General features: G+C 66.9%; 28 protein-coding genes. 8 read left to right on the plus strand and 20 right to left on the minus strand.

All coding sequences use genetic code 11. The features are described 5' to 3' along the window. Positions 1 to 204: 204 nt before the first annotated feature. Both QTH90_RS00435 and QTH90_RS00440 read left to right on the plus strand, forming a co-directional pair. Positions 205 to 642, plus strand: coding sequence for a hypothetical protein (locus QTH90_RS00435; RefSeq protein WP_286662582.1), 438 nt, complete (start codon positions 205 to 207; stop codon positions 640 to 642). 207 nt (positions 643 to 849) lie between these two features. Then, a complete protein-coding gene (locus QTH90_RS00440; protein ID WP_286662583.1) occupies positions 850 to 1,212 on the plus strand; it encodes a hypothetical protein in 363 nt (120 codons plus the stop codon). 9 nt (positions 1,213 to 1,221) lie between these two features. Here QTH90_RS00440 and trmB read toward each other — a convergent pair whose 3' ends face one another. Genes trmB through QTH90_RS00460 form a run of 4 tightly spaced genes read right to left on the minus strand, consistent with a single transcriptional unit; the run spans position 1,222 to position 4,978 of the window. Further along, the gene (gene trmB, locus QTH90_RS00445) at positions 1,222 to 1,971 is read right to left on the minus strand and encodes a tRNA (guanosine(46)-N7)-methyltransferase TrmB (protein WP_286662584.1); all 750 of its coding nucleotides are present in this window, start codon (positions 1,969 to 1,971) and stop codon (positions 1,222 to 1,224) included. After that, complete coding sequence (gene gluQRS / locus QTH90_RS00450) at positions 1,971 to 2,885, minus strand: tRNA glutamyl-Q(34) synthetase GluQRS (protein WP_286664429.1); 915 nt, start codon at positions 2,883 to 2,885, stop codon at positions 1,971 to 1,973. Before gluQRS ends, trmB begins: the two co-directional genes overlap by 1 nt. A 16-nt stretch (positions 2,886 to 2,901) precedes the next feature. Next, positions 2,902 to 3,972: an NAD(P)/FAD-dependent oxidoreductase gene (locus QTH90_RS00455; protein WP_286662585.1), complete on the minus strand. Its 1,071-nt coding sequence runs from the start codon at positions 3,970 to 3,972 to the stop codon at positions 2,902 to 2,904. A gap of 52 nt (positions 3,973 to 4,024) precedes the next feature. Continuing rightward, the gene (locus tag QTH90_RS00460) at positions 4,025 to 4,978 is read right to left on the minus strand and encodes a LysR family transcriptional regulator (RefSeq protein WP_286662586.1); all 954 of its coding nucleotides are present in this window, start codon (positions 4,976 to 4,978) and stop codon (positions 4,025 to 4,027) included. A 147-nt stretch (positions 4,979 to 5,125) separates the two neighbouring features. On the opposite strand from QTH90_RS00460, the gene QTH90_RS00465 reads away from it, so the two are divergent. The 4 genes from QTH90_RS00465 to QTH90_RS00480 all read left to right on the plus strand — a co-directional run bounded on the left by QTH90_RS00465 (position 5,126) and on the right by QTH90_RS00480 (position 7,948). Further along, complete coding sequence (locus tag QTH90_RS00465; RefSeq protein ID WP_286662587.1) at positions 5,126 to 5,827, plus strand: pirin family protein; 702 nt, start codon at positions 5,126 to 5,128, stop codon at positions 5,825 to 5,827. Between the two features lie 37 nt (positions 5,828 to 5,864). Beyond that, the gene (locus QTH90_RS00470; RefSeq protein WP_286662588.1) at positions 5,865 to 6,305 is read left to right on the plus strand and encodes a DoxX family protein; all 441 of its coding nucleotides are present in this window, start codon (positions 5,865 to 5,867) and stop codon (positions 6,303 to 6,305) included. A gap of 143 nt (positions 6,306 to 6,448) precedes the next feature. Continuing rightward, positions 6,449 to 7,000 (plus strand): flavodoxin family protein, encoded by a 552-nt coding sequence (locus QTH90_RS00475; RefSeq protein ID WP_286662589.1) that lies wholly within the window; start codon positions 6,449 to 6,451, stop codon positions 6,998 to 7,000. 33 nt (positions 7,001 to 7,033) lie between these two features. Next, a complete protein-coding gene (locus QTH90_RS00480) occupies positions 7,034 to 7,948 on the plus strand; it encodes a pirin family protein (RefSeq protein WP_286662590.1) in 915 nt (304 codons plus the stop codon). A 3-nt stretch (positions 7,949 to 7,951) separates the two neighbouring features. Here the strand turns inward: QTH90_RS00480 and QTH90_RS00485 are convergent, their stop codons facing one another. Continuing rightward, positions 7,952 to 8,737 (minus strand): sulfurtransferase, encoded by a 786-nt coding sequence (locus tag QTH90_RS00485; protein ID WP_286662591.1) that lies wholly within the window; start codon positions 8,735 to 8,737, stop codon positions 7,952 to 7,954. An 80-nt stretch (positions 8,738 to 8,817) separates the two neighbouring features. Between QTH90_RS00485 and dnaE the strand changes: the two genes are divergently transcribed. Further along, positions 8,818 to 12,318 (plus strand): DNA polymerase III subunit alpha, encoded by a 3,501-nt coding sequence (dnaE, locus tag QTH90_RS00490; RefSeq protein WP_286662592.1) that lies wholly within the window; start codon positions 8,818 to 8,820, stop codon positions 12,316 to 12,318. Positions 12,319 to 12,332: 14 nt separating this feature from the next. After that, positions 12,333 to 12,866: a phosphatase PAP2 family protein gene (locus QTH90_RS00495; protein ID WP_286662593.1), complete on the plus strand. Its 534-nt coding sequence runs from the start codon at positions 12,333 to 12,335 to the stop codon at positions 12,864 to 12,866. Here QTH90_RS00495 and QTH90_RS00500 read toward each other — a convergent pair. From QTH90_RS00500 to QTH90_RS00570, 15 genes are all read right to left on the minus strand, one after another. Further along, positions 12,858 to 13,667 carry a peptidoglycan recognition protein family protein gene (locus tag QTH90_RS00500; RefSeq protein WP_286662594.1) on the minus strand — a complete coding sequence of 270 codons (810 nt, stop codon included), beginning with the start codon at positions 13,665 to 13,667 and terminating at the stop codon, positions 12,858 to 12,860. The genes QTH90_RS00495 and QTH90_RS00500 overlap by 9 nt on opposite strands. Position 13,668: 1 nt before the next feature. Further along, positions 13,669 to 14,487, minus strand: a complete 819-nt coding sequence (locus tag QTH90_RS00505) for a hypothetical protein (protein ID WP_286662595.1) — start codon at positions 14,485 to 14,487, stop codon at positions 13,669 to 13,671. Between the two features lie 132 nt (positions 14,488 to 14,619). Continuing rightward, on the minus strand, positions 14,620 to 15,585 hold the full coding sequence (tolA, locus tag QTH90_RS00510) for a cell envelope integrity protein TolA (RefSeq protein ID WP_286662596.1): 966 nt from the start codon (positions 15,583 to 15,585) through the stop codon (positions 14,620 to 14,622). 3 nt (positions 15,586 to 15,588) lie between these two features. Then, positions 15,589 to 16,026 (minus strand): ExbD/TolR family protein, encoded by a 438-nt coding sequence (locus QTH90_RS00515; RefSeq protein ID WP_286662597.1) that lies wholly within the window; start codon positions 16,024 to 16,026, stop codon positions 15,589 to 15,591. A 16-nt stretch (positions 16,027 to 16,042) separates the two neighbouring features. After that, positions 16,043 to 16,756: a protein TolQ gene (gene tolQ / locus QTH90_RS00520; protein ID WP_286662598.1), complete on the minus strand. Its 714-nt coding sequence runs from the start codon at positions 16,754 to 16,756 to the stop codon at positions 16,043 to 16,045. Beyond that, positions 16,753 to 17,220, minus strand: coding sequence for a tol-pal system-associated acyl-CoA thioesterase (gene ybgC, locus QTH90_RS00525; protein WP_286662599.1), 468 nt, complete (start codon positions 17,218 to 17,220; stop codon positions 16,753 to 16,755). Before ybgC ends, tolQ begins: the two co-directional genes overlap by 4 nt. Beyond that, positions 17,217 to 18,416 (minus strand): pyridoxal phosphate-dependent aminotransferase, encoded by a 1,200-nt coding sequence (locus QTH90_RS00530; RefSeq protein WP_286662600.1) that lies wholly within the window; start codon positions 18,414 to 18,416, stop codon positions 17,217 to 17,219. Before QTH90_RS00530 ends, ybgC begins: the two co-directional genes overlap by 4 nt. Then, a complete protein-coding gene (gene nusB, locus QTH90_RS00535; protein ID WP_286662601.1) occupies positions 18,413 to 18,946 on the minus strand; it encodes a transcription antitermination factor NusB in 534 nt (177 codons plus the stop codon). The genes QTH90_RS00530 and nusB overlap by 4 nt, the downstream gene beginning before the upstream one ends. After that, entirely contained in the window at positions 18,943 to 19,407 is a 465-nt protein-coding gene (ribH, locus tag QTH90_RS00540; RefSeq protein ID WP_286662602.1) for a 6,7-dimethyl-8-ribityllumazine synthase, read from the minus strand. The genes nusB and ribH overlap by 4 nt, the downstream gene beginning before the upstream one ends. After that, positions 19,407 to 20,567 carry a bifunctional 3,4-dihydroxy-2-butanone-4-phosphate synthase/GTP cyclohydrolase II gene (gene ribBA, locus QTH90_RS00545; protein ID WP_286662603.1) on the minus strand — a complete coding sequence of 387 codons (1,161 nt, stop codon included), beginning with the start codon at positions 20,565 to 20,567 and terminating at the stop codon, positions 19,407 to 19,409. Before ribBA ends, ribH begins: the two co-directional genes overlap by 1 nt. Continuing rightward, positions 20,564 to 21,217 (minus strand): riboflavin synthase, encoded by a 654-nt coding sequence (locus QTH90_RS00550; RefSeq protein WP_286662604.1) that lies wholly within the window; start codon positions 21,215 to 21,217, stop codon positions 20,564 to 20,566. Before QTH90_RS00550 ends, ribBA begins: the two co-directional genes overlap by 4 nt. A 43-nt stretch (positions 21,218 to 21,260) precedes the next feature. Next, positions 21,261 to 22,358: a bifunctional diaminohydroxyphosphoribosylaminopyrimidine deaminase/5-amino-6-(5-phosphoribosylamino)uracil reductase RibD gene (gene ribD, locus QTH90_RS00555; RefSeq protein WP_286662605.1), complete on the minus strand. Its 1,098-nt coding sequence runs from the start codon at positions 22,356 to 22,358 to the stop codon at positions 21,261 to 21,263. A gap of 64 nt (positions 22,359 to 22,422) precedes the next feature. Next, complete coding sequence (locus tag QTH90_RS00560) at positions 22,423 to 22,857, minus strand: type IV pilin protein (RefSeq protein WP_286662606.1); 435 nt, start codon at positions 22,855 to 22,857, stop codon at positions 22,423 to 22,425. After that, entirely contained in the window at positions 22,854 to 24,962 is a 2,109-nt protein-coding gene (locus QTH90_RS00565) for a pilus assembly protein (RefSeq protein ID WP_286662607.1), read from the minus strand. Before QTH90_RS00565 ends, QTH90_RS00560 begins: the two co-directional genes overlap by 4 nt. Positions 24,963 to 24,981: 19 nt before the next feature. Continuing rightward, on the minus strand, positions 24,982 to 25,686 hold the full coding sequence (locus tag QTH90_RS00570) for a pilus assembly PilX family protein (RefSeq protein ID WP_286662608.1): 705 nt from the start codon (positions 25,684 to 25,686) through the stop codon (positions 24,982 to 24,984). Between the last annotated feature and the right edge of the window lie 4 nt (positions 25,687 to 25,690).

The raw sequence follows: 25,690 nt of genomic DNA on the forward strand, positions 1-25,690 counted from the left end.
AAAAAATGTAGCAACTTCAGTGCCGCAGCAGAAGGCAGAAAGTCACGGCAACGCGCCTCTTGACGGCCAGGACATGCCTCGGCGGGACGTCGATGAGACAGAAGTTGTAAACTTTTGTATGTTCAGTGTGGCTTTTTGCACAGTGCGAAAGTGCCATCCGCTGTCACCATTCCTGCCGGACCGGAATCCATCCGGCTGGATGAAATGAAGCCAAAGTCAATCGATATCGCACTGCTGGAGAACGCGCTGGCCACCATCGAGAAGGTGCTCGCCCACGCCGACAGCGAACTCCAAGGCATCCCCTATCACGGGCCCACCGCCAACGTCCCCCTCGAAGCCCTGGGTGGCGATCCGCTGAACGAGGAACAGCGCTTCCGGACCAGTGCCGCGCAGTCCGCCATCAACATCTGCCTGAGCTCCGCGGCCGCGCTGGTGGATGTCAGCCAGGCGCTGATGGGCAAGCCGGCCGATCGGTCGCGGCAGGATCTCGAACGCGAGTGGCAGGCGCTCATCACGCATACCAAGATCGCGAGCCGCTCGGCCTACCGTGCAGCGCTCATCATGGCGGCGCAAAAGAACGTGCTGGCGGCGCAAGGCCTTGCGGCCGACGAAGCCGAGAACTTTCCCGTCCTCACCCACTGATCGCCAGCCGACATGAAGGTGAGATGCCCGATTTGCGACACCGAGAACCGCGGTATCGCCAAGTTCTGCATCGAGTGCGTGAACCCGCTGCCGCCGGGGCTCGCAGCGTCGGGTCCTGCACGGACGGAGGTGTCAGGGCCACCGGCGTCGTCCCGGCGACGGAAGGCAACGCCGGCCCCGGCTCAGGTTGCCGAACCGAGCAGGGGCGTGTGGTTCACCTTGGGGGCGCTGGTCGTCGCACTGACCGTGGGATCGGCAGCGGGGTGGCTGCTCGCAGGGCCGGACGCGGTGTACAAGGCCGAGCCGGTGTCGGCTTCATCGCTGCCGCCGCCTTCTCCTGCGCTCGTGCACAAGGAGAAGATGGCAAGGCCGGTCGCAGCAGTCCGCTCCGTGCCGCGCGAACCCGTCGAGCCGGGCGCAGCCTGCGCAGGCCTGAACTTCATCGCGGCAGCGCGATGCATGGCCGCTCAATGCCTGAAGCCTGCCTTCGTGCCGCACGTGCAGTGCGAGGCCGTGCGCGGGCAGCAGCGGCTTGAAGCGGAAAAGCGCAATCCGATCCTGCTGCACTGAGCACGCTGCTCAGGCGCGCTCGAACACCACGTCCCAGACGCCGTGGCCGAGCTTGAGACCGCGGTTCTCGAACTTGGTCAACGGGCGATAGACCGGCTTGGGCGCGTAGGCCTCAGCCGTGTTGCGCAGCAGCGGCTCCTGCGAGAGCACTTCGAGCATCTGCTCGGCGTAGGGCTGCCAGTCGGTGGCGCAATGCAGGTAGCCGCCCGGCGCCAGGTGTTCCGCCAGCTTGCGAACGAAGGGTGACTGGATCAGCCGCCGCTTGTTGTGCCGCGTCTTGTGCCATGGGTCCGGAAAGAACACATGCACGCCGGCCAGCGTCGCCGGCAGCAGCATGTGGTCCAGCACGTCGACGGCGTCATGCGCGCAGATGCGGATGTTCTGCAGGTTCTGCTCGCCGATGCGCTTGAGCAGCGCGCCGACACCGGGCTCGTGCACTTCGCAGCAGAGGAAGTTCTTCTCCGGCATCAGTGCGGCGATGTGCGCGGTGGCCTCGCCCATGCCGAAGCCGATTTCCAGGATGGTCGGCGCCTTGCGGCCAAAGGCGGCGTCGAAGTCGAGCGGGGCGGCACTGTAGGGCAGCAGGAACTGCGGCCCGAATTGCTCGTAGGCCCGGGCCTGGCCTTCGGTCGTGCGCCCGCCGCGCTTGACGAAGCTTTTCAGGCGGCGATGCAGCGGATGCGCCTCGCCAGTGGGTTTTTCGCCGGCCGGAATGTCGTCCGGCGGATCGCGGGGGAGGTCGGTAGTGGGGCTGGTCATCACGGCCGCGGATTGTAGAGTTCGCGCCACTGGGGCACCCAGGCCGCGAGCGCTTCGGCTGCCGATGATGCGCTCGTGGCGGTCAATCCCAGCACCTGCCCGGCCGAGTCCAGGGCGGCCAGCGCATCCGATGGCGTGGCGGTGTTCAGGGGCGTGGCGCCGTTTTGCTTGGAGAGCTTGTCGCCATCGGCGCCCCGCACCAGCGGGGTGTGCAGGTAGCTCGGCGTCGGCACGCCAAGCGCTTGCTGAAGGAGGATCTGGCGCGCCGTGTTGTCCGCCAGGTCCTCGCCGCGCACGACGTCGGTCACGCCTTGATCGGCGTCGTCGACCACCACCGCGAGCTGGTAGGCCCAGGGGCCGTCGGCACGCTTGAGGACGAAATCTCCGACTTCTTGGGCGACGTCCTGCGCCTGGCTGCCGAGGCGGCGGTCCGTCCAGTGCAATGCAGCGGGACCCCGGTCGGCTTGGAACCTGGCGGCGGCGAAGCGCCATGCGCGCGCCGGCTTTCCATGCAGGCCATCGCGACAGGTGCCTGGGTAGACGCGTTCGCCGTGGCGCGCATGCACGATGCCGCTGCGTGCCAGCGCCTCGTCGATGTCCTTGCGCGAACAGCCGCAGGGGTAGGCCAACTGGGCAGTCCTGAGCCTGTCGAGAGCCCGGTCGTACAGCCCAGTGCGCCGGGTCTGCCAGACGGGCGTGTCGTCAGGCGTCAATCCGCACGCGGCGAGCTGCTCGAGGATTTCCTCTCCCATGCCAGGCAGGCAGCGTTCAGTGTCTGCATCCTCGATCCGCACGAGCCAGCGGGCCTGCGGGCCTCTCGCCCGCACATCCAGCCAGCTGGCGAGCGCCGCCACCAGCGATCCCGCGTGCAGTGGTCCCGTGGGCGAGGGCGCGAACCGGCCGATCCGAAGCATCACCGCGAGAGCTGCGTCAGGCGACCTTGAGCGCCAGCGTCAGGCCCGACAGGAACGCGTCCTCGACGCGGTGCCCGGTGCACCAGTCGCCCGCGACGCCGATGCGTGCCTTGGCATCCCACAGATGCGGCTTGCCGACCGGCACCTGTGTCTGGGCCTCCGCCCAGCATCGCGCCTGCGCGTGCGAGGGTTCGGCGCGGATGCCGGTGATCTCGGCGAAGGCGCGCAGCAGCTTGGCCTCGACTCTCGGCGCATCGTCGCGCAGATGTTCTTGCGACCAGGCTGCGCTGGCTTGAAGGGTCCAGCGCTCGATGCGGTCGCGGCCGGGCTTGGACGACTCGCGGGCGAGCCACGCCACACGGTGATGCGTGCTGCGCGCGGCATTCCATTGCGGGCCCAGGTGCGACATCGTCGGCTGGTTGGCCTGCGGGAAGGCGATCATCAAGGTCCAGCACGGTGCGATGCGGACCGCTTCGATCTTCTGGCTGATCTCCTGCGACAGCTTGCCGTTGTCGAGCAGGGCCCGCGTGCGGGATGGCGGTACTGCGAGCAGCACCGCATCGAAACCGGAATAGACGTGCGTCGAATCATCGACGCCCGCGGTGCGCAACTGCCAGCGCCGGGCGTCGAGCGCGTCGCGTTCGATGTGGGTCACTTGCGTTTGCGTCACGAGCGAGTCGCCCAGCGGCACAGCCCAATGCGCGACCAGCGCGTCCATGCCCGGCTGCGCGACCCAATGCCGCTCGAGGGCGGGCAGGGCGGCTTCGGCGACGCGGCCGTGGGCGTCGAGCACGCGCACGAGGTTGGCGCTCCAGGGCTTGCAGACCTGGGGCGCGGTTTCGAGCGCGCGCTGAAAACGCGGATCGCGCACGGTGAAGTACTGGGCGCCGCTGTCGAACCGGCCGAAGGGCGTCGATTCGCTCGCCATGCGGCCTCCGGCGCCGGTTTCGCGCTCGAACACGGTGACGCGGTGACCTGCCTGTAGCAGCGTGCGGGCGCACGCCACGCCGGCGATGCCTGCGCCGATGACGGCGTAGTGGCGCGATGTGCTGGATCGGTGGCGGTCGGCAGCGGGTCGGATGGTCATGGCAGTCTCATGTTGGTGTGGCAGTCGAAGCACTCTAACCGGGTTGGCGGCCTCATCGGCCGCGGTGGCGCTCGAGAAGTGCGCGACGCGTACCTTCGTGTTCGAACTGTTCGAGCCACCATTGCATGCCGCGTCCCGGCTGGCCTGCCGTGCGAACACGCCATGCGCAATGCATGGTCGCGACCGGCGGCACGCGTTCGGTGCGCCGTTCGACCAGATGACCGGCCTCGATGTACGGGCGCGCCATCGGCTCCGGCAGGAATCCGCCCCCCAGCCCATGGAGCTGCGCGGCCAGCTTGGCCTGCATGGTCGGCACCGTGAGCACGTCCTGCCCGCCGACCAGGTTGACGGTCATGCTCGGGCCCGCCCGCGACGAATCGGCTGCGGCCACGGCGCGGTGCTGGCGCAGCACTTCGTCGCTCAGCGGTTCCTCGATCCGTGCCAACGGATGGTGCGGCGCAACGGCATAGACGAAGCCCAGTTCCCCCAGCGGCCGGCTGCGGATGCCCGTCGCGGTGAAGGCCAGGCTGGCCGCGTCGAGCACGGCGCCGACCGCGAGATCGGCTTCGCCGCTGGTCAGGGCCTCGATGGTGCCCAGCAGTGTTTCGTCGCGCAGCTTGAGCCGTGTCGGCGGGTCGAGCGCGTAGAAGGAGTTGACGAGATCCAGCAGCGGGTCGCGCGCGATGACGCTGTCGACCGCGATCGTGAGCATCGGCTCCCAACCCGTGGCCACGCGCTTGACGCGGTTGGCCACGGCATCGATTTCGCCCAGCAGCCGCGAGGCCTCGCGCAGCAGCTCCAGGCCGGCTTCCGTCACGCGTGCCTGCCGGGCGCTTCGGTCGAACAGCAGCACGTCGAGCGCGTCCTCGATCAGCCTCACGCGGTAGCTCAGGGCGCTCGGCACCACGTTCAGCGACCGGGCCGCAGCGGCGAAGCTTCCGGTGCTCGCCACGGTTTGCAGCATCGACAGCGCATCGGGCGTCAGGACCTCGCGTGCAGTGGGCATGGTGGTTCGATCGATCAAATAATTTGAATGATGCCATCAAATGCCGTTGCTTCTGACGCAGGGTCGCCGCCCTAAAGTTCCACACATCCGCTGCGCACAGGGCGCGGCATTTCGAAGAGCCCTCGAGACGAGGGCAGGAGTTCAACGATGTTGCAAGTCCGCAAATCCCAGGAACGCGGTTATGCCGATCACGGCTGGCTGCGTTCCTTCCACAGCTTCTCCTTTGCGGGGTACTACGACCCGGCCCACATGGGTTTCGGCAACCTGCGCGTGATCAATGAAGATCGCGTTGCCGCGGGCGCCGGCTTCGGCACCCATGGCCACAAGGACATGGAAATCATCAGCTACGTGCTGTCCGGCGAGCTCGCTCACAAGGACAGCATGGGCAATGTCGAATCCATTCCTCCGGGCGACGTCCAGCGCATGAGCGCCGGCCGCGGCGTGATGCACAGCGAGTTCAACCACAAGGCCGACGAGGACACGCATTTCCTGCAGATCTGGATCGAACCCAACGTGCGCGGCATCGCGCCGGGCTACGAGCAGAAGACGTTCTCCGAAGCCGAAAAGCGCGGCAAGCTGCGGCTGGTCGCCTCGCCGGACGGGGCCGAGGGCTCGGTGCTGGTGCATGCCGATGCACGCCTCTTCGCCGGCCTGCTTGACGGCGACGAGAAGGCCAGCCTGACGCTCGACCCGAAGCGCAAGAGCTACGTGCACCTGGTTCGCGGCGAACTCGAGGCCAATGGCGCGAAGCTCGCTACAGGCGATGCCGCCTTGCTGGAAGGCGAATCGCAGCTGACGCTGGCAGCCGGCAAGGATGCCGAAGTGCTGGTATTCGATCTCGCGGCCTAGTGCCGTTCAACTTTTTTTCAACCCAGGAGTCCATCCAATGTCCACCACCACTGCAAACAACTTTGCCGCCCCGGCAACCGCCGGCGCCGCGCAAGACACGCTGGCGCTATTGGGTCGCGTACTGATCGCGCTGCTCTTCGTGCCGGCCGGCTTCGGCAAGATCGCGGGATTCGCCGGTGTCGTCGGCTACATCGGCGCGGTCGGACTGCCGTTGCCGCAACTCGGCGCGGTCATCGCGATCGCCGTGGAACTCGGTCTCGGCCTGTTGCTGCTGGTCGGCTACAAGACGCGCATCGTGTCCATCATCCTGGCCGTGTTCACGGTCGCGACGGCGGTGTTCTTCCACAACTACTGGGCCATGCCGGCTGACAAGGCGTACATCAACCAGCTGATGTTCTTCAAGAACATCGCAATCGCCGGTGGCCTGCTCGCCATCGCGGCGCTCGGCGCCGGCCGCTTCAGCATTGACAGGAAGTAAGCCCCAGGCCGCGCGCACTTCGTGTCGCGTGGCCCACTCCCGTTGAGCGTGCAACACCACCTGCGGACCGGCCAAGCCGGTCCGTAGTGTTTTCGGCTTGAGACGCCGTACGATCGGTGGTGATCATTCACTGGGAAAAATCGATGCCTGACATCGTTGTCGTTTTTCATTCGGGCTACGGGCACACGCAGCGCGTTGCGCAGGCGGTCGCCGACGGAGCCGGCGCTCATCTGCTGGCGATCGATGCCGATGGGAATCTTCCGGCGCAAGGCTGGGAGATGCTCGCGGCGTCGGACGCAATCATCATGGGCGCGCCCACCTACATGGGCGGCGCGAGCTGGCAGTTCAAGAAATTTGCGGATGCTTCGTCCAAGGTCTGGTACACGCAGGGCTGGAAGGACAAGCTGTTCGCCGGCTTCAGCAACAGCGCGGCCATGAACGGCGACAAGGACGCGACGCTCACCTACCTCTGGCATCTCGCCATGCAGCACGGCGGGCTGTGGGTCAGCCTCGGCATCATGCCGAGCAACGACAAGGCGGCGAAGCGCGATTCGATCAATTACGTCGGCGGCTACAACGGCCTGCTGACCACCTCGCCTACCGACGCGAGCCCGGCCGAAATGGCGCGGGGCGACCTCGACACCGCGCGCGCGTTTGGCGAACGCGTGGCCGAAGTCGCAAGATCAAAGCGATAAGCTCACCCGAAACTCAACTGCCGGAAAACCACGATGACCGCATCACAGCTGCTGCAACCGCATGACAAGGATCTGGGCGGGGGCTTCAAGGTCCGGCGCCTGCTGCCGGCGGCGAAACGGCGCTCGGTGGGGCCCTTCGTGTTCTTCGACCACTTCGGGCCGGCGACCGAGCAACCCGGCTCGGAGCACGACGTGCGACCCCATCCGCACATAGGTCTCGCGACCGTGACCTATCTCTTCGAGGGCGCGATGATGCATCGCGACAGCCTCGGCAGCGTGCAGGAAATCCGACCCGGCGCGATCAACTGGATGACCGCCGGGCGCGGCATCGTGCATTCCGAGCGCAAGCCCGAGCGCCTGCTCGATGCGACCTACGTGAACCACGGCCTGCAGCTGTGGGCCGCGTTGCCTCAGGCACACGAGGAGGTCGAGCCGAGCTTTGCGCACACCGCCGCGGCGGACATTCCGTCGCTGGAAGTGCAGGGCGTGCAAGTCCGCGTGCTGGTGGGCGAGGCCTTCGGGGCGCGTTCGCCAGTGGCGACTCTGTCGAAGACGGTCTATCTCGATCTGGCCCTGCCGGCAGGCGCCCGCTTCGAGCTACCGGCGCTGGCGCCAGAATTGGCGGTCTATCCCGTCGACGGCGATGTCTCGCTGGACGGCGATGCGGTGGCGCAGCACACCATGGCGATGCTGCCGGATGCCGAAGGCGGCGTGCTGACTGCGCAAGGCGCCGTCCGCGTCGTCGTGATCGGTGGCGAGCCGCTCGACGGCCCACGCTTCATCACCTGGAATTTCGTTTCGAGCCGGCGCGAACGCATTCTCGAAGCCGGCGCCGACTGGTCCGCTCAACGCATGGGCCATGTGCCCGGCGAAACCGAATTCATTCCGCTGCCGGGCCATCCCTTCCAGGTGCAGACGGCTGCAGACACCGGCACCACGCCGGTCTGAACTTCAGCGTTTGATCAGGATGTCCGGGTCCTCGGCGGCCCGGGCGCTCACGCCGCTCGCGCGTGCCTTCAGGTCGGGCGAGAGCGATTCACGGCCATCGAAGACGAAGCACTCGCCCGCGTAGTGCGCGCCGCCCACCTCCTCGAAGTACTTGAGGATGCCGCCTTCGAGTTGCAGCACGTCGGCCACGCCGACTTCCCGCATGAGGATCGCGGCCTTCTCGCAGCGGATGCCGCCGGTGCAGAAGCTGACCACCGTCTTGCCCGCGAGGTCGTCGCGATGCTTCTGCAAGGCTTTGGGGAATTCGGTGAACTTGTGGATGCGCCAATCGATGGCGCCTTCGAAGGTGCCGTAGTCGACCTCGAAGGCATTGCGCGTGTCCAGCAGGGCGACCGGCTTGCCGGCATCGTCGTGGCCCTGGTCGAGCCAGCGCTTGAGGGTCGGCGCATCCACGCCGGGCGCGCGGCCGGCGGCCGGCTGGATGGCGGGATGATCCATGCGGATGATCTCGCGCTTGAGCTTCACGAGCATGCGGCGGAAGGGCTGCGTGGCGGACCAGCTCTCCTTGGCCTCCAGGTCGCTGAAACGGGCGTCCGCGCGCATGGATGCCAGGAAAGCGCGCACGGAGTCCACCGTGCCCGCCAGGAACAGGTTGATTCCTTCCGGGGCGATCAGGATCGTGCCCTTGAGCGCGAGCGCATGGGTTTGCGCGCGCAGCGCTTCACGCAGTTCGGCGGCGTCGTCGATCGGGACGAACTTGTAGGCCGCAATATTCAGAATCTCTTGCACGGGGCGGGATTGTAGGTGGGGCGCGCAAGCTAGGGAGAGTCACATCACATCGTGGAGGTCGCGCTTTCTACAATGAGCGGATGTTCGTTCACCTGCGCCTGCACACCGAGTTTTCCGTCGTCGACGGCACCAACCGCATCGATGAAGTCGTCAAGGCCGCAGCGGCCGACGGCCAGCCTTCGCTGGCGATCACCGATCTCAACAACCTCTTCGGCGCCGTCAAGTTCTACAAGGAAGCGCGCGGCAAGGGCGTCAAGCCGGTGCTGGGCGCCGAGGTCTTCGTCGAGGGGCTGGGAGCCGAGCCGGGCGCTCTGACGCGCATCGTCCTGCTGGTGCAGAACAAGGAAGGCTATCTGCACCTGTCCGAGCTGCTCGCGCGCGCCTGGACGCAGAACGTGGGCCGCGGACAGGCGCAAGCGGCCTGCAAGCTGGCCTGGCTGGAGGAACTCCAGGGCGGTCTGATCGCGCTGTCGGGCGCACAGGCCGGTCCGCTGGGAGCGCCGCTGTTGCAGGGCCAGGCCGAACGCGCCGCCGAGATCGCGCTGCAATTGGCGGGGCTTTTTCCGCACCGCTTCTACATCGAGCTGCAGCGCGCCGGGCGCCCCGAGGACGAGCCGCACGTGGTGGCTGCCGTGCAGCTTGCCGCCCGTCTCAAGCTGCCGGTGGTCGCGACGCATCCGGTGCAGTTCGCAACCGCCGAAGACTACGAGGCGCATGAGGCGCGCGTCTGCATCTCCGAAGGCGAAATCCTGGGCAACCCGCGCCGGGTCCGCAAGTTCACGCGGGAGCAGTACTTCAAGTCGTCCGCCGAGATGACCCAGCTCTTTGCCGACGTGCCGAGCGCGATCGCCAACACGGTCGAAATCGCCAAGCGCTGCAATCTGACGCTGGTGCTCGGCAAGCCGCAGCTGCCGAACTTCCCGACGCCCAACAACATGCCGATCGCGGACTACTTCCGGGTCGCCTCGTTCGAGGGCCTGGAGGAGCGACTCGCGCACCTGTACCCGGACGTCGCCAAGCGCGACGCCGAACGCCCGCGCTACGTGGAACGCCTGGAGTTCGAGATCAACACCATCCTCAAGATGGGGTTCCCGGGCTACTTCCTGATCGTGGGCGATTTCATCAACTGGGCCAAGAAGAACGGCTGCCCCGTGGGGCCGGGCCGGGGCTCGGGGGCGGGCTCGCTGGTGGCGTACGCGCTCAAGATCACCGACCTCGACCCACTCGAATACAAGCTGCTGTTCGAGCGTTTCCTGAACCCAGAGCGCGTCTCGATGCCCGACTTCGACATCGACTTCTGCCAGGGCAACCGGGACCGCGTGATCGACTACGTCAAGGACAAGTACGGCCGCGACGCAGTGAGCCAGATCGCCACCTTCGGAACGATGGCCGCGCGCGCCGCCATCCGCGACGTGGGCCGTGTGCTCGACATGAGCTACATGTTCTGCGACGGCATCAGCAAGCTGATTCCGAACAAGCCGGGCCAGCCGGTGACGATCCAGTACCCGCCGTCACCCAAGCCCGACAACGACAAGAACAACTACGCCATAGAGATGGAGCCGCAGCTCGCGGGCCGCATCGAGAAGGAAGAAGAAGTCCGCATGCTGGTCGAGCTCGCGCAGAAGCTCGAAGGCATGACCCGCAACATCGGCATGCACGCCGGCGGCGTGCTGATCGCGCCCGGCAAGCTCACCGACTTCTGCCCGCTCTACCAGCAGCCGGGCAGCGACTCGGCCGTGAGCCAGTACGACAAGGACGACGTCGAAGCCGTCGGCCTGGTGAAGTTCGACTTTCTGGGCCTGGCGACGCTCACGATCCTGGAGATCGCGAAGGAGTTCATCGTCCAGCGCCACAAGGGGCAGGAGAACTTCGCCTACGAGAACATCCGGCTCGACGACGTGCCGACCTACAAGCTGTTCTCCGAGGGCAAGACCGAGGCCGTGTTCCAGTTCGAATCGCGCGGCATGCAGGGCATGCTGAAGGACGCGCGGCCGACGCGGCTCGAAGACCTGATTGCGCTGAACGCGCTGTACCGCCCGGGTCCGATGGACCTGATCCCCAGTTTCGTCGCGCGCAAGCACGGGCGCGAGACGGTGGAGTATCCGCACCCGTTGGTGGCCGACATGCTCTCCGAGACCTACGGGATCATGGTCTACCAGGAGCAGGTGATGCAGACCGCGCAGATCCTGGGCGGCTACTCGCTCGGCGGCGCCGACTTGCTGCGCCGCGCAATGGGCAAGAAGAAGGCCGAGGAGATGGCCGAGCACCGCGAGATCTTCCGCAAGGGTGCCGCCAAGAACGACATCGACCAGAAGAAGGCCGACGAAATCTTCGACTTGATGGAGAAGTTCGCGGGCTACGGCTTCAACAAGTCGCACGCGGCCGCGTACTCGCTGCTGGCCTATCACACCGGCTGGCTCAAGGTGCACTACACGGCCGAGTTCTTCTGCGCGAACATGACCGTGGAAATGGACGACACCGACAAGCTGAAGGTGCTGTTCGAGGATGCGCAGAAGAACTTCGGCATCACCTTCGAGCCGCCGGACGTGAACCGCGGCAACTACCGCTTCGAGCCGGTGACAGACAAGGTCATCCGGTACGGGCTCGGTGCAGTCAAGGGCACAGGGCAGCTCGCCGTCGAGGCGGTCGTCCGTGCGCGGGAAGCGGGCGGTCCGTTCAAGAGCCTGTTCGACTTCTGTGTGCGCGTGGATCGCCAGCGCATCAACAAGCGCACCGTCGAAGCGCTGATCAAGGCCGGCGCTTTCGATTCGCTGCAGCAGAACCGCGCGTCGCTGATCGCATCGGTCGACCGCGCCTACGAATTCGCCGTCGCGACCGAAGCCAATGCCGCGCAGGTCGACATCTTCGGCGACAGCGAGCATGGCTCGGCCACGCAGGAACCCGACATGGTCGACGCCACGCCCTGGGGCGTGAAGGAGCGCCTGACCTACGAGAAGACGGCGGTCGGCTTCTACTTGTCGGGACACCTTTTCGACGAAGTCGCGCACGAGGTGCGGCGCTTCTGCAAGCGCGAGATCGACGACCTGATGGATACGCGCGAACAGCAGGTCATCGCCGGCATCGTGAGCGATTTCCGCGTCATCAACGGCCAGCGCGGCCGTCTCGCCATCTTCAAGCTCGACGACAAGTCGGGTGCGATCGATGCAACGGCCGACGAGGCGCTCTTCAACGCCAACCGCAACGTGCTGAAGGACGACGAACTGGTGATCGTGAGCGGGCGCCTGCAGCCCGGTCGCGGCGGCTTCGAGGCGCGCTTCCAGGTCCAGCAGGTGTGGGAGCTGGCGGCGGCGCGCTGCCGCTTCGGCAAGTTCCTGCGCGTGGCAGTCAACGGCAAGGCGCCGGACATCGCCCGGATGGTGAAGGACTTTCCGCCGCGCACCGAGCAGAGCGAGCACGGCGAGTTGCAGCAGGGGCTGGGCGTGCGTCTCTCGATCGCTCGAAGTGGCGCGCAGGTCGAACTGCAATTGGGTGAACGCGCGAAGTTCTTCCCGACCGATGCGGCGCTGGCCAGCTGGATGGCGCAGGCGGATGCGGGGAAGGCCGCGATCGTCTACGACTGACGCGCTTCGTCGCCATGATTCCAGCGGACCAGCAATTGTTCCTGCTGTTGAATGCGGACGAGGATGCGCACGCATGGGTGATCGACGCTGGCCGTTTCCTGGCGGTCCATGCGCACTGGGTGCTTCTGGCGCTCCTCGCGGGGATGGTGCTTCATCGCGGCAAGCAACACTTGCTCAGGCCGGCACTTGCTGCGTTGTTGGCGATGGCGCTGGGTAGCGTCGCCTGCGAACTCATCGGGGAGGTCTGGGATCGACCGAGGCCCGTCGAGCGCGGCTTGGGCCATCAGCATCTGGCTCCCGGTTTCGGCCCGTCCTTCCCGAGCAGCCACGCCACCGTGTACGCGGCGGTGGCGTTTTCGTTCCTGCTGGCGGCGAGTTGCAAGGCCATCGGGTACGTGCTGCTGGTGCTGGCCGGCCTCGTGGGCTTTGCCCGGGTGGTCATCGGTTTTCACTATCCATTGGACATTGCAGCCGGCATGGCCATCGGGGGCCTGGCCGCCGCCGCGGCGCATGCGCTGATCGCCAGGTTCTGGAAGCGATCAGGTTGACGCGCCGGAGCCGTCCAGTGCCAGCCAGCTCTTGGGCCCGACGATGCCGTCGGGAACGAGCTGGTGCTGGCGCTGGAATTCCCTGACGGCCGCCTCGGTTCCTGCTCCGAAGAACCCTTCCGGCGGAGCCAGCCGCAGCTTCTGCTGAAGTTGCACCACCAGTTCCCCGTGGTCGCCCCGGCGCAGCGTGCGTCTGGCGGCAACGCCGGGTGCAGGGGCGGGTTCTGTGCGCGGTATCAAGGGTCGTGGCACCGAGGCGCCGCTCATGAGGCCGGCAACGGCGATCCTGAAGGCCTCCATGTTGAAGTCCGGATCGGTCTTGCGGCCGGGTGGCTGCGCATATTCCTTGTGCCCCGCGCAGAACTCGGCCCCGCGGCCCACGTGGGTGAGGATGGCGGCAACGCCGCGGCGATAGGCGTCCATCTGCACCTCGGGCCACGGCGAATCGTCCGGCCGGCCGGTGTTTTCGGCCTCGATGCCGATGAAGGAGCTGTTGCCGGTGGTCACGCCCTGCCAGGTGCCCGCGCCCGCGTGGTTGCATCGGCCAGCAGCGATCACGTAGTAGGTGCCGTCCCGGCCGAGTCCGAGCTGCGAGAGCGGCCCGGCCAGGTCGGCACGGCCTTGGACGAGCAGGTTCAGGCTCGGCATGTTGCCGGCGCGCGGTCCCGCCGTGTGGTGGCAGATCACGCCGACGACCGTGCCCATGTCGGCGCGCCCACGACTCTCCCATCCCGGCACCAGCGCGATCTTCAGGCCGGCGCCTTCGAGCACGGCCGGCAGCCATGTCAGCGAGAAGATCATGTCAGGCCACTCCGCCCCGGGCCGGGGGCAATTGATCGTCCGGCGTCGCGTCGGAGGTGTTGATCTCGACGTCGCAGCCGTCCACGTGGTTTTCCGTGCCGTCCGGAGGCGGCGCAGCCGCGACGGCGCCGGGCCCGCTGTCGCCAGCCGTGGGACCGCGCGGCGAGGGCGTCGGTGCCCTCGTTTCGCCGCTGCCTTGCTCGCGCTTCGGCTCGAGGGCGCGTGATGCGAAATAGAAGCTCGTGACGGAGGTCATCAGCGTGCCGATCAGGATCAGCAACTGCTTGGCGAGGTCGGCAGATTCCTGGCTGGCGGGCTGGCGCATGTGCACCGAGTAGCGCAATTCATCCTCGGGACAATTGGCGACCGGCTTTCGACCGCAGTTGGGGACCACCGCGATGACGTTGGCGCTGTTCACGCGCTCCGCGGTCATGGCCTCCATGCGTGAGCGCTCCAGGTCCGGGATGATCACCACCCTGGCGACCGCCTGGTACAGCATGATCGCGATGATCGCGAACAGCACGATCAGCGCCAGGGCGATGGCGGCACGGATGGAGCCCTCGGGCAGTCCCAGGGCCTGCGTGCGGTCCTGCAGGTTGAGGCGGGCAAACAGCGTCGAGATCAGCGCCAGCGCGCCGAACAGGATCATGATGCCGAAGATCGCGAGGATCGGCAGCCCGACCGCCGGGTGCGCGCTGATCTTGTCGATGCCGAAGTAGAGCGCCACGCAGGGCAGGACGACCAGCACGGCGCCCGCGCCGAAGGCGCCCCCAAGATATTCCTCCCCCTTGGAGAGGGGCTCCATGCCTCCAGCGCTCATGCGTTTCTCCTGCGGGCCAGGGCCCGTCGGCAGCGACGGCGATGTCGTGCTTCAGGAGTTCATGCTGCCGGATCAGCGCGGTGCCGGAATCCTTCCGAAGGGGGAGGGAATCCGGGGGCGACCGGTCGCCAATCAGCGCTTTGGTCGCAGCGTGACGATCAGCCGCGGTGGCACCGTGCCATCGATATCGCGCGGCAGCTTCTCGGTCTTCTGCAGTGCGCGCAACGCGGCTTCGTCCCAATTCGGCAGGCCGCTGGACTTCGAGAGTGCAGGTGTGCCGACGATGGTGCCGTCGGGAGCAAGGCGAACGTCGAACTCTGCTCCTGGATTACCGCTGACAAGGTCCGCATCCGGGAACACGACGTTGGGTCTCACGGCTGCGGCGACCTTTCCGCCGTAGCTTCCGGAGGGGCCCGATGACTTCGCGGCAGCGCCTTCGCCGCCAGTACCCGCCATGGCCTGCATGCGCTTGAGCGTGGCTGCGCGGTCGGCAGCGGCCTGGGCCGCCTGCTTGGCTTCGGCTTCCTTCTTCTTGGCGGCTTCGGCTTGCTGCTTGGCTGCCTCGGCCTCCTGGCGCTTCTTCAATTCGGCCTGCTTCTGCTGCTCGGCCTTCTTGCGCTCGGCCTCGTCCTCGGCGCGTTGCTTGGCCTCGGCTTCCTTCTTTTCCTGCGCGGCTTTCTTCGCGGCTTCGAGCTTCTTCTGTTGCTGCTGCTCCAGCTCGCGCTCGCGTTCCTTCTGCTCCTTGAGCTTCTTCTCGCGCTCCAGCGCGATGTCGGGTGCCTTGGGCAGCGGCGTGGGCTCAGGCGGCTTCACCGCTTGCGGCGGAGGGGGAGGGGGAGGCGGGGGCGGTGCCGGGGTCGGCACCGGAGGCGGTGGTGTCGGCACGGGCGGCGCAACGGCGCGCGGCGCGGCCTGCTGCACGGTCGAGGACCACAGCTCGGCTTCGGCTGCGTCGTTTTCCGCCTCGCGCCGCCAGCTCACGCCCCAGGTCAGCGCGGCGATGAGCAGCGCATGGGCGATCAGCGCCAGCAGCACGGCGCGCGGCGTGCCGCGCTGCGGCGGCGGCGCGAATTCAGGACGGTCTGCGGCGAGCGACATGCCTTACTTCGCGCCCGTCGTCTGAACCGAGAGGCCGACGCGCTCGATGCCGCTGCGCTTGAGCTGGTTCATCGCCTTGACCACGGTTTCGTACTTGACCGACTTGTCGGCGCTGATGACCACCGGGCGCTCTGCGTCGCCACCCTGCGCAGCCTTGGCGGCAGAGCCGATCTGCGTCATGGGGATCGAGCTGCCGCCGCTGCCGGTGGACGGATCCTTCTTGATCTGCACTTCGTCGTCGCTCTTGATCACGATCTCGATCGGCTTGTCGGGCTGCTTGTTGGCGCGATCGACGCTGGGCAGGTTGATCACGCTCGGCGTGATGAGCGGCGCCGTGACCATGAAGATGATCAGCAGCACCAGCATCACGTCGATGAACGGGACCATGTTGATCTCGTTGATCGTTCGGCGGCCGCGGCCGCGGGAGGACATGGCTGGCATGGCGAGGTGCTCCGCTTCAGCGGCCCGTGGCCGGGGTGACGGACGTCGGGTTGACGTGGGCCGTCAGGTTGCGCTGCAGGATGTTCGAGAACTCTTCGATGAAGGTTTCCAGCGCAATGGCGATCTTGTCGATCTCCCGGGCGAAGCGGTTGTAGGCGACCACGGCCGGGATGGCGGCGAAGAGGCCGATCGCGGTAGCGACCAGCGCTTCGGCAATGCCGGGCGCCACGGTGGACAGCGTGACTTGTGCCAGCGCGGCCAGGCCAGTGAAGGCATGCATGATCCCCCACACCGTGCCGAAGAGGCCGACGTAAGGCGAGACCGAGCCGACGGTGGCGAGGAAGGAGAGGTTCTGCTCGACCGCGTCCAGTTCGCGCTGGAAGCTCGCCCGCATCGCGCGGCGTGCGCCGTCGAGCAGGGTGCCGGTGTCCGACACGTGGCGCTCGCGCAGCTTCTGGTACTCGCGCATGCCGGAGGCGAAGATGCGCTCCATCGGGCCCGCGAACTTGGCGTTCTGCGCGGCGGAGGAAAACAGCTCGTTCAGGCTGGTGCCCGACCAGAAATCACGCTCGAAGTCATCGTTGAGCGAGCGCGTGCGCTTGAGGGAGAAGTACTTGCGGAAGATCGCGGCCCAGCTTGCGACGGACACGATGATGAGGAGCAGCACCACGAGCTGCACAGGAAGGCTGGCGTGCAGCAGCAGGGAAAGGATCGACAGGTCTTGATTCATGGCTTGAGGGGTTGAGACATGGAGCCGGCGTAGCGCTCGAGGGTTCCCGAAACTTGGCCAGGAATGCGCGCGGGCCGCAGTGTGTCGGCATTGACCCAGCCGATGCGGATCGTGCCTTCGCACAGCAGGCTGCCTTCGGCGGCAGCAACGCCTTCATCGGCCGATTGCTCTGATTTTGATAGCACGCGCTGCGCGATTATCAATGACGCGGAGCCGATCTGGCGCAGCTCGGCTGTAACGAGCAGTTCGTCGTCGAGCCGCGCCGGGCGGTGGTACTTGAGCTGCGTCTCGCTGACCACGAAGATGCCGCCCGTCTCTTCGCGCAGCTTGCCTTGCGCGATGCCCAGCGAGCGCAGCCACTCGGTGCGGGCGCGCTCCATGAACTTGAGATAGTTGGCGTAGAACACGATGCCGCCGGCATCGGTGTCTTCCCAGTAGACGCGAACAGGCAGCGCGAAGCTCATGCGGGAACGGCCGCTTCCGCCCAGGCACGCAGCCGCGCGACCGATTCTTCGAGGTGCGCCATCGAACTCGCCGTCGAGAAGCGGACGAAGCGTCCGGTCTCGGCCGAGCCGAAATCGCGACCCGGCGTGACGGCGACGTGCGCCTGCTTCATGGCCTCGAAGGCGAAATCCCAGCTGCCGGCGATGCCGAGCTTTTCCGCGAACGAACTGCAGTCGGCCCAGGCGTAGAAGGCGCCGTCGGGCATCACCGGCACCTGGAGGCCGAGCGCGTTGAGTTGTGGAATGAACCAGTCGCGCCGCGCCTTGAACTCCGCGCGGCGGCGCTCGTACTCGGCAATGCTGTCGGCCTCGAAGCAGGCGAGGGCGGCGTATTGCGACACCGTGCTCGCGCAGATGAAGAGGTTTTGCGCCAGTCGCTCGACCGCCGGCACCAGCGCGTCGGGCACCACCAGCCAGCCCAGGCGCCAGCCTGTCATATTGAAGTACTTGCTGAAGCTGTTGATGCTGATGACCTGATCGTCGATGGCGAGCGCGGTCTGGCCGAAGGCATCGTCGTAGGACAGGCCGAGGTAGATCTCGTCGATCATCGTGATGCCGCCGCGGCGCGACACGACCTCGTGGATGCGTCGCAGTTCATCGGGCGCGATCGAGGTGCCGGTCGGATTCGACGGCGACGCCAGCAGTACGCCGCGCGTGCGGTCGGTCCATGCGGCCTCGACCTTGGCGGCGCTGAGCTGGAAACGCTCGGCGGCGGTGGTCGGCACCAGCACGGCGCGGCCATCGGCTGCGGTCACGAAATGGCGGTTGCACGGATAGCTGGGGTCGGGCAGCAGCATCTCGTCGCCGGCTTCGATCAGCGCCAGGCAGGCGAGCTGCAATGCGGCCGATGCGCCGGCCGTGATGACGATGCGCCGTGCCGGCACGTCGACGCCGAAGCGCTGGGCATACCAGCCGCTGATGCGCTCACGCAGATGGTCGAGCCCCGTGGCCTGCGTGTACTGCGTGGCGCCCGCGCGCACGGCGCGTGCGGCAGCCTCCTGAACCAGCGGGGGCGCGGTGAAGTCCGGTTCGCCGATGTTCAGGAAGATCATCGGCCGATCGGTGTGCGCGACCTCGCGTGCGAGCCTGGAGGCAGCCTTGGCGACCTCCATCACGTAAAACGGCTCGATGCGCTCCGCGCGCTGCGAGATCCTCATGGCTTCGCCTTCCCGCTGGCACGATCGGCTTCGACCTCTGCAGCGCGCAACTGAGGCGCAAGCCCGTTGAGCACGGCATTCACATACTTGTGGCCATCGGTGCCACCGAATTCCTTGGCAAGCTCGATGCACTCGTTGAGCACCACGCGCCAGGGCACGTCGAGGCAGTTCTGGAATTCGTATACGCCGATCCACATCACCGCATGCTCGATCGGCGAGATTTCCTCGAGCTTGCGGTCGAGCAGGGGGACGATCAGGGCGTCGAGCTGGTCCGCCGCCTCGATCGAGCCGTGCAGCAACGCGTCGTAGTGCGCCGCGTCGGCCTTGTGGAAGCCAGCGAGATCGCGTGTGAACTGGTCGATCGACTCGGCGTCGTTGCGGCCCACGAGATGCTGGTAGAGCGCCTGCACGGCGAACTCGCGTGCACGGCTGCGCGTCGACTTGGCCGATGCCTTGCGCACGCCTGTGCTGGTGAGCCCGGTGCGGGTCTGGCGCGGCTTGCCGCTGGATGCTTTGGTGTCTTCGGTCATGAAAGGGTGGCGAGCAGTTGCGCCATCTCGACTGCGACACGTGCTGCATCGCGGCCCTTGTCGGTCTGTCGCGCGATGGCCTGTTCGAGGTTTTCGGTGGTGAGGATCGCGTTGGCGATCGGGATGCGGTAGTCCAGCGCCAGGCGGCTCACGCTCGCGCCCGATTCGTTGGCCACCAATTCGAAGTGGTAGGTCTCGCCGCGGATGATGCAGCCGAGCGCGACCAGTGCGTGGTAGCGGTTGCGCTCGGCCAGCGCTTGCAGCGCGACCGGCACTTCGAGCGCGCCGGGCACGCTCAGGTGATCGATGTCGGCTTCGGCGACGCCCAGCGCCGCGAGTTCGGTGCGGCAGGCCTTGGCCAGCGCATCGGTGATGTCCTCATTGAAGCGCGCCTGGACGATGCCGATGCGCAGGCCGGTGCCGTTGAGCGCGACGTCGCTGCCCTTGTTTGCGTGTTGCATCAGTTCTCGTCTTTCGTGATGTAGCCGGCGATCTCCAGGCCGTAGCCTGCCGCCATGCTGGGCATGCGGCGCGGCGTGCCCAGGAGGTTCATCCTGTGAACGCCGCATTCGCGCAGGATCTGCGCGCCGATGCCGTAGCTGCGCAGGTCCATGCGGCCGCGTTCCGGTGCCTGTGCCGGGCGAGCGGTGCCGTCGAATTGCGACAGCAGCTCGGCGCCGGTTTCGCCGCAGTTCAGCAGCACGGCGACGCCTTTGCCTTCGGCCGCAAGATGGGCAAGGCTGGCATCGAGGCTCCAGGAGTGCATGGAGCGGTTGAGTTCCAGCGCGTCGAGCACCGACAGCGGCTCGTGGACGCGCACGTCCACCGTGTCGGCCGCATTCCATTTGCCGCGCACCAGGGCCAGGTGGACTCCGTTGCTGGGCTTGTCCTTGAAGGCGTGCGCGGTGAACGGGCCCCACGCGGTCTGGATCTCACGGCAGCCGACCTTCTCGATCAGCGATTCGGTGCGGCTGCGGTGCTCGATCAGGGCGGCGATGGTACCGATCTTGATGCCGTGCTCGGCGGCGAAGAGCTGCAGGTCAGGCAGCCGTGCCATCGTGCCGTCTTCGTTCATGACTTCGCAGATCACGGCGGATGGCGAGCAGCCGGCCATGGCGGCCAGGTCGCAGCCAGCTTCGGTGTGGCCGGCGCGCATGAGCACGCCACCGTCGACCGCTTGCAGGGGAAAGATGTGACCGGGCTGGACGAGGTCGGCTGCGACCGCATTGGGCGCCACCGCAGCCTGCACGGTGCGCGAGCGGTCTGCGGCGGAGATGCCGGTGGTCACGCCCTCGGCCGCCTCGATCGACACGGTGAACGCCGTCGAATGCTTGGCGCCGTTGCGCGCGACCATCGGCGGAAGCTGCAGCCGCTCGCACATCTCGCGCGACAGCGTGAGGCAGATCAGGCCGCGGGCATGGCGCGCCATGAAATTGATGGCCTCGGGCGTGACGTGATCGGCGGCGAGGACGATGTCGCCCTCGTTCTCGCGATCCTCCTCGTCGACGAGGATCACCATGCGGCCGGCCCGCAGCTCGGACACGATCTCTTCGACCGGGGAAATCGGCGCCGGCGCACGGCCGTTGCGCGAGGCGCCGATCGGCGTGACGGATGCGTTCATGAGGAACTGTCTTTCTGTGGCAATGGAATGGCGCCGGCCTGGAGCATGCGCTCCACATAGCGCGCGACGGTGTCGATCTCGAGGTTGACGCGGCTGCCTTGCTTCAGGCTGCCGAGCGCCGTGTTCTCGACCGTGTGGGGAATCAGGTTGATGCTGACTTCGCTGCCCTGCGGGTTGTCGCTCACGCTGTTGACCGTGAGGCTGACGCCGTTGATGGTGATCGAACCCTTGTAGGCCAGGAAGCGCGCGAGAGCCGGCGGCGCGAGCACGCGCAGCTCCCAGCTTTCGCCGACCGGCTCGAAGCGGCTGACGGTGCCGATGCCATCGACGTGGCCGGACACGATGTGTCCGCCCAGCCGGTCGCTGGCGCGCAGGGCCTTCTCGAGATTGACGCGTGTCGCTTCTTCCGACAGGCCGGCCGTCTTGTCGAGCGATTCGGCCGAGATGTCGATGGTGAAGAGCCGCTGTGCGGGGTCGAGCGTGGTGACGGTCATGCACGCGCCGTTGAGCGCAATGCTGTCACCGAGACCCACGTCGTCGAGATAGCCGTCAGGCACTGCGATGCTGAGCCGCTTGCCGTGGGATGAAGAGCTGCCGAGGTCGTGGACGGCGGCGATGCGCCCCACGCCGGTGATGATTCCGGTGAACATCTCCGCATTTTCGCAGAGATGGGGCGACGCCTGCGGGCGAACCCTAAAAGCGGTCCCGGCCGGCCACCCGCGCCACGATCCGCAGGTCGGGTCCGACGGGCTCGCAGGACTGGAATTCGAGCGCCAGCGCGGCGCTCAGTTCGGTGAGCGTGCCGCTCGCATGGGGCTGGCTCGCGATGCCGAGGCCGTCGCCGATGACCTTGGGCGCCAGGTACAGCAGCAGTTCATCGACCAGGCCCTCGCGCATCAGCGAACCATTGAGCTTGTGGCCCGCCTCGACGTGGAGATCGTTGACTTCGCGCGCGGCGAGGTCGCGCAACAGCGCGGCCAGGTCGACCTTGCGGTGGGGGTTGGGCAGGCAGGTCACCGTGGCGCCGCGTGCTTCCAGCGCCGCCGCCTTGGGTTCGTCGCGGACGGCGCCGTAGATCCAGACCTTGCGGTCGATGTCGAAAAGGCGTGCGTCCGGCGGTGTCTGCAGATGGCTGTCGACGATCACCAGGGGCGGCTGACGCTGTGTTTCGACGAGCCGCACGTCCAGGCGCGGGTTGTCCTCGATAACCGTGCCGACGCCGGTCAGGATCGCGCCGGCGCGTGCCCGCCAGGCGTGCCCGTCGGTACGCGCAGCTTCGGAGGTGATCCATTGGCTGGTGCCGTTCTCGAGGGCGGTCTTGCCGTCGAGAGACGCCGCAGCCTTCAGGCGCACCCAGGGCGTCTTGCGGATCATTCGGCTGAAGAAGCCGATGTTGACCTGGCGCGCTTCGTCAGCGCCGGGCCCGATCTCGACTTCGACGCCGGCTGCGCGCAGGCGCTCGAAGCCCTGGCCGCCGACCAGCGGATTCGGGTCCGCGATCGACGCCACGACCTTCCAGATCCCGGCCGCGATCAGCGCATCGCAACAGGGGCCGGTGCGGCCGTGGTGCGAGCAGGGCTCCAGGGTGACGAAAGCTGTCGCACCAGTCACCGGCGCTCCGTGCGCCGCGGCGTCACGCAAGGCCATGACTTCGGCATGCGCGCCACCCGCGCGTTGCGTCTGGCCGGTGCCAAGGACGCGGCCGTCCGACGCGAGGATCACGCAGCCGACCGCCGGATTCGGAGGCGCCGTCGTACTGGCCGCGCGGGCGAGTGACAAGGCGAGGGTCATCGCCTCATTGGCGGAAATGGTCGGGCTGGGGGACACGGATGGGGTCGTACTCAGGGTCTGACTTTCAGCGGTTCCAGCACTCTGCCTTGAGATCGTCCGAAGCGCTGGCGGATGCAAGTCCCCGAAGGCCCGTCTGGCCGAGCGTGAAGCCGCCGCATCGGTCGGCGGCCTGGTCGCCTTGGGGGATGGCGGTCAAAGTGTAGCCGCTGCCCTGGGCATCGGCGGGCTCGAATTGAATGGCGTAGTGGCCGGAAGGCACCGACTTCAGCATGTCGGGAAAGTCGGCTGCGTCGACCGGATAGCGCCCGGCGGCAGTCGCGGCCCGCTCCAGCCAGTGTGCGGCCCTCAGAAGGCCGAGCCGGGCGTCCGAACGCTTGCCGCGTCGAAGATGCTCCTGGAAGTTCGGAAGGGCGAGGCCCGCGAGGATGGCAACGATGGCGACTACGAGGATGATCTCCATCAGCGTGAAGCCCGCCTGCCGCTGGCCGGTGGTGCTCATTGCAGTTGGCGCCAGCTGGCGCGTTTCGTGATCATGCCAAGGCGGTTGATCGCCGGCGGCGTCGGCATCCCTGGTGGGGAAGCGCTCAGTTCCTGGCTGCCGTTTCGAATGCGCGCGCTGGGCCTGGTCTCCGCGCGAAACGGCTGGTCGGGAGCCAACGCCGGGGCCTGTGAATACAGCTGCGATGTCGGCGCTGCTCCGGTGAAGATGTTCAGGGTATTGCGGTAGCTTCGGGCCGCGGACACCGGCGGATCGCCTTTTCCGGTGGGCGGGACGCTGCTCCAGACGTCGATCAGGTCGCCTTCGAACCAACCGGGGTTTTGCACCACGCGTTCACGCGCCACGGGAAGATCGAGGAGCCAGCCTCTGGGCGCCGCCTTGTTGTCGGGAAGGGAAGAGGGCTTGGAAGCGATCGTTCCGAGGCCGGTCCGTGGATCGACGCTGGCCGTCCGGCGTATGAGCCGGGCCCGCCCGTCCGTGATGGTGCCCTGACCCTCGCCGAGTGTGAGTCCGGCGCCTTTGCGACGAATGATCGGCGTGTCGTCGTGGATGCCGTAGACCGTCTGCACCTGGCTGTCCGGCGGGTCGGCAACTGTCGGCATGCGGCCGGTGCCGAAGGCGAGCATCAAGCCACCCTCGGGGTGTGCCTTCCAGACCGGCGCCGACGTGATGGCCTGCGCTGCGCCTGCTCCGTCTCGGGCGGTGAAGAGCGGCTTACCCGAGAAAGCTACCTTCCACTTGCTCGCTGAAGCCGCGACCAGATCGAACTTCCAGAGGTTACCGTGAGGGTCGCCTGCATAGGCCACGTCGGTCGTGCCGTTGGCGTCGAGGTCGATCAGGCGAGCGGCTGACAGGCCGTTTCCCTGTCCGGGCGTCGATTCGGCCACGACCTTGACCAGTTCCTTGGCCCTGTCCAGGTATTGGATCAACAGCACGGCTTTTCCGTCCGTGCTTCCGTAGCCATTGCCGATGACCAGCGCCCAGCGGCCGTTGTTCATTCGCGTGATCTGGCGGCTGATCTGCGGATCGCCGGGTTCCGTCGCCGGGTCGCCCGGGATGTGGCCCATATCCTGATCCATGCCGGCCGGGCCGGTGCGATCCAGCACGACCAGACTGGCCGCATGGGCGGGAGCGAACTTGCGCGGATCGGTCACGTCGAGCACGAAATAGCCCTTGCCGCCTGCGCCAGGGAAGCCCGCGAGATAGGTTCGCCACTGGGATGCGTCATGGCTGCCGGGTGCGCCGAGATACAGGTCCGCGCTCAGCGGAGAGCCGTCGACGAAGTAGGCGTGGCTGGCCGCGGGACTGGTGAGCGCGCTGAGTTTGTCGTGCAGGCCTTCGGGCAGGTAGGCCATCTTCTCTTCGCCGGAAAGAGCATCGAAACCGTGAAGCAATCCGTCGTTCGCGCCGACGTAGAGCATCGGCGTGCGCGAGGCCGTGTGGGCGCGGAACCCCGCGTAGTCCTCCAGTCTGTACCCGCTCGACGGCCTGGCGTCCAGATGCCAGAGTCTTGAATTCACGATGTCGCCGTGCCGAGAGGCGCGGGTGCGGAAGGGGCCTGCGGGCGAAGCCGCTTTCTCCTTGGTGCGGTCGCCGCGGATGTACGCCATGCGATCCTGGGCCGTGGCTTCTGCCGTCGCGCTTGTGTCGAGCACTCCATCGACGGTCTTGAGCGCAGTTTTCTGGGCTTCCGACAACTCGGGCCATTCCCATGAAATGCCTGTGGCTGGCGAACCGTCACCCAGCGTTCTGGCCGAGAGCACGAGGCGGGTCGCAGGCCAATGGCCGTCGCGTGCATCCATCAGCGTCGCGGTGGAATGCGGCCGTTTCGGTCCCGGGTCCGCGACCGTGCCCCACAGGCCGGCGCCATCCACAGCGGCCGTCTCCCGTCGGATTCGATAGGCGGTCACCATTCCGCTCCAGTCGCGGGGGTTGTATGCGGCGACGAAGAGCGCGGAGTCGGCATGGGTCGAGGATGAACTCGCAAGCACCGAAGTCACGACGAAAGCCGGTTTCGGCGGATCCGCCGGCGGGAGCGCGGGTTGCGCACTGCTCGAGACGGCAGCATGAAGCGCCGCGCTTGCGAGCACGAGTTTCGAGTTCATCACTACTTTTCCTCCTCTCTCAGGATTTCCGCTTTTTCCGGACCAGGGTGGTCTGGAGCACTGTTTGCGTCGCTGCCCTGAGGCCCTGCGCGATTGCCGTGATTCGATAGACGTAGGGCGTTGTGCTGTCGGGCGCCAGGTCCTCAGCGAGGCCTCCCGCGATCGCGGCCGTCGTCTCGTAGGGCAGCACTTCGACCCAGTACCAGGCGCGCTGCCCGGCGCCCGAAGCGAGCAGCGGATTTCCCGTGTCGCTTGCATTCGCGCCGGTGTAGGCGCCGTAGGAGGCGCCGACTTTCTTCATGATGTCCAGCGTCTTCCTGTCGGTCCAGAACTGAGCGGGCACCTTGTCGGCCACACAGATGGCAGTTGCGCACGACGGACTCATTGCGCCCAGGGCTGCCTGCAGATCCAGCAACTCGCCGGCAGTCGTCGGGAAACTCACCTTGCCGGCCGATGCATCGAGGACGCCTCTCGGTCGACACGCGGAGGCCTCGCAGGGCGAACCGTCCGGGTGTTCGCCCGTGATGTCGAACTCGGCGTCGCGCAGCATGGCGTGGGCTGCTTCGAGCGCGCGCTCGTGATCGCTGTCGTGGCCAGCCGCCATTTCGCCGATCAGCGCCGTGCGCGACGATCCCAGCACGAGCAGCGTGCTCAGCAGCACCATCACGAGCACGATGAACAGTGAAATGCCTCGTTGGCGCGATCGTGGGCGGTGGGCGTGCATGGCG

The organism is Variovorax flavidus, from assembly GCF_030317145.1.
In the GTDB taxonomy this organism is placed as follows: Bacteria; Pseudomonadota; Gammaproteobacteria; order Burkholderiales; family Burkholderiaceae_C; genus Variovorax; species Variovorax flavidus.

Excerpts from the sequence above, each read along its gene's own strand:
- QTH90_RS00435 (WP_286662582.1), top strand. The coding sequence starts at position 205 with ATGAAGCCAAAGTCAATCGATATCGCACTGCTGGAGAACGCGCTGGCC.
- trmB (WP_286662584.1), bottom strand. The coding sequence starts at position 1,971 with ATGACCAGCCCCACTACCGACCTCCCCCGCGATCCGCCGGACGACATT.
- gluQRS (WP_286664429.1), bottom strand. The coding sequence starts at position 2,885 with ATGCTTCGGATCGGCCGGTTCGCGCCCTCGCCCACGGGACCACTGCAC.
- QTH90_RS00455 (WP_286662585.1), bottom strand. The coding sequence starts at position 3,972 with ATGACCATCCGACCCGCTGCCGACCGCCACCGATCCAGCACATCGCGC.
- QTH90_RS00460 (WP_286662586.1), bottom strand. The coding sequence starts at position 4,978 with ATGCCCACTGCACGCGAGGTCCTGACGCCCGATGCGCTGTCGATGCTG.
- QTH90_RS00465 (WP_286662587.1), top strand. The coding sequence starts at position 5,126 with ATGTTGCAAGTCCGCAAATCCCAGGAACGCGGTTATGCCGATCACGGC.
- QTH90_RS00470 (WP_286662588.1), top strand. The coding sequence starts at position 5,865 with ATGTCCACCACCACTGCAAACAACTTTGCCGCCCCGGCAACCGCCGGC.
- QTH90_RS00475 (WP_286662589.1), top strand. The coding sequence starts at position 6,449 with ATGCCTGACATCGTTGTCGTTTTTCATTCGGGCTACGGGCACACGCAG.
- QTH90_RS00480 (WP_286662590.1), top strand. The coding sequence starts at position 7,034 with ATGACCGCATCACAGCTGCTGCAACCGCATGACAAGGATCTGGGCGGG.
- dnaE (WP_286662592.1), top strand. The coding sequence starts at position 8,818 with ATGTTCGTTCACCTGCGCCTGCACACCGAGTTTTCCGTCGTCGACGGC.
- QTH90_RS00495 (WP_286662593.1), top strand. The coding sequence starts at position 12,333 with ATGATTCCAGCGGACCAGCAATTGTTCCTGCTGTTGAATGCGGACGAG.
- QTH90_RS00500 (WP_286662594.1), bottom strand. The coding sequence starts at position 13,667 with ATGATCTTCTCGCTGACATGGCTGCCGGCCGTGCTCGAAGGCGCCGGC.
- QTH90_RS00505 (WP_286662595.1), bottom strand. The coding sequence starts at position 14,487 with ATGAGCGCTGGAGGCATGGAGCCCCTCTCCAAGGGGGAGGAATATCTT.
- tolA (WP_286662596.1), bottom strand. The coding sequence starts at position 15,585 with ATGTCGCTCGCCGCAGACCGTCCTGAATTCGCGCCGCCGCCGCAGCGC.
- QTH90_RS00515 (WP_286662597.1), bottom strand. The coding sequence starts at position 16,026 with ATGCCAGCCATGTCCTCCCGCGGCCGCGGCCGCCGAACGATCAACGAG.
- tolQ (WP_286662598.1), bottom strand. The coding sequence starts at position 16,756 with ATGAATCAAGACCTGTCGATCCTTTCCCTGCTGCTGCACGCCAGCCTT.
- ybgC (WP_286662599.1), bottom strand. The coding sequence starts at position 17,220 with ATGAGCTTCGCGCTGCCTGTTCGCGTCTACTGGGAAGACACCGATGCC.
- QTH90_RS00530 (WP_286662600.1), bottom strand. The coding sequence starts at position 18,416 with ATGAGGATCTCGCAGCGCGCGGAGCGCATCGAGCCGTTTTACGTGATG.
- nusB (WP_286662601.1), bottom strand. The coding sequence starts at position 18,946 with ATGACCGAAGACACCAAAGCATCCAGCGGCAAGCCGCGCCAGACCCGC.
- ribH (WP_286662602.1), bottom strand. The coding sequence starts at position 19,407 with ATGCAACACGCAAACAAGGGCAGCGACGTCGCGCTCAACGGCACCGGC.
- ribBA (WP_286662603.1), bottom strand. The coding sequence starts at position 20,567 with ATGAACGCATCCGTCACGCCGATCGGCGCCTCGCGCAACGGCCGTGCG.
- QTH90_RS00550 (WP_286662604.1), bottom strand. The coding sequence starts at position 21,217 with ATGTTCACCGGAATCATCACCGGCGTGGGGCGCATCGCCGCCGTCCAC.
- ribD (WP_286662605.1), bottom strand. The coding sequence starts at position 22,358 with ATGACCCTCGCCTTGTCACTCGCCCGCGCGGCCAGTACGACGGCGCCT.
- QTH90_RS00560 (WP_286662606.1), bottom strand. The coding sequence starts at position 22,857 with ATGAGCACCACCGGCCAGCGGCAGGCGGGCTTCACGCTGATGGAGATC.
- QTH90_RS00565 (WP_286662607.1), bottom strand. The coding sequence starts at position 24,962 with ATGAACTCGAAACTCGTGCTCGCAAGCGCGGCGCTTCATGCTGCCGTC.
- QTH90_RS00570 (WP_286662608.1), bottom strand. The coding sequence starts at position 25,686 with ATGCACGCCCACCGCCCACGATCGCGCCAACGAGGCATTTCACTGTTC.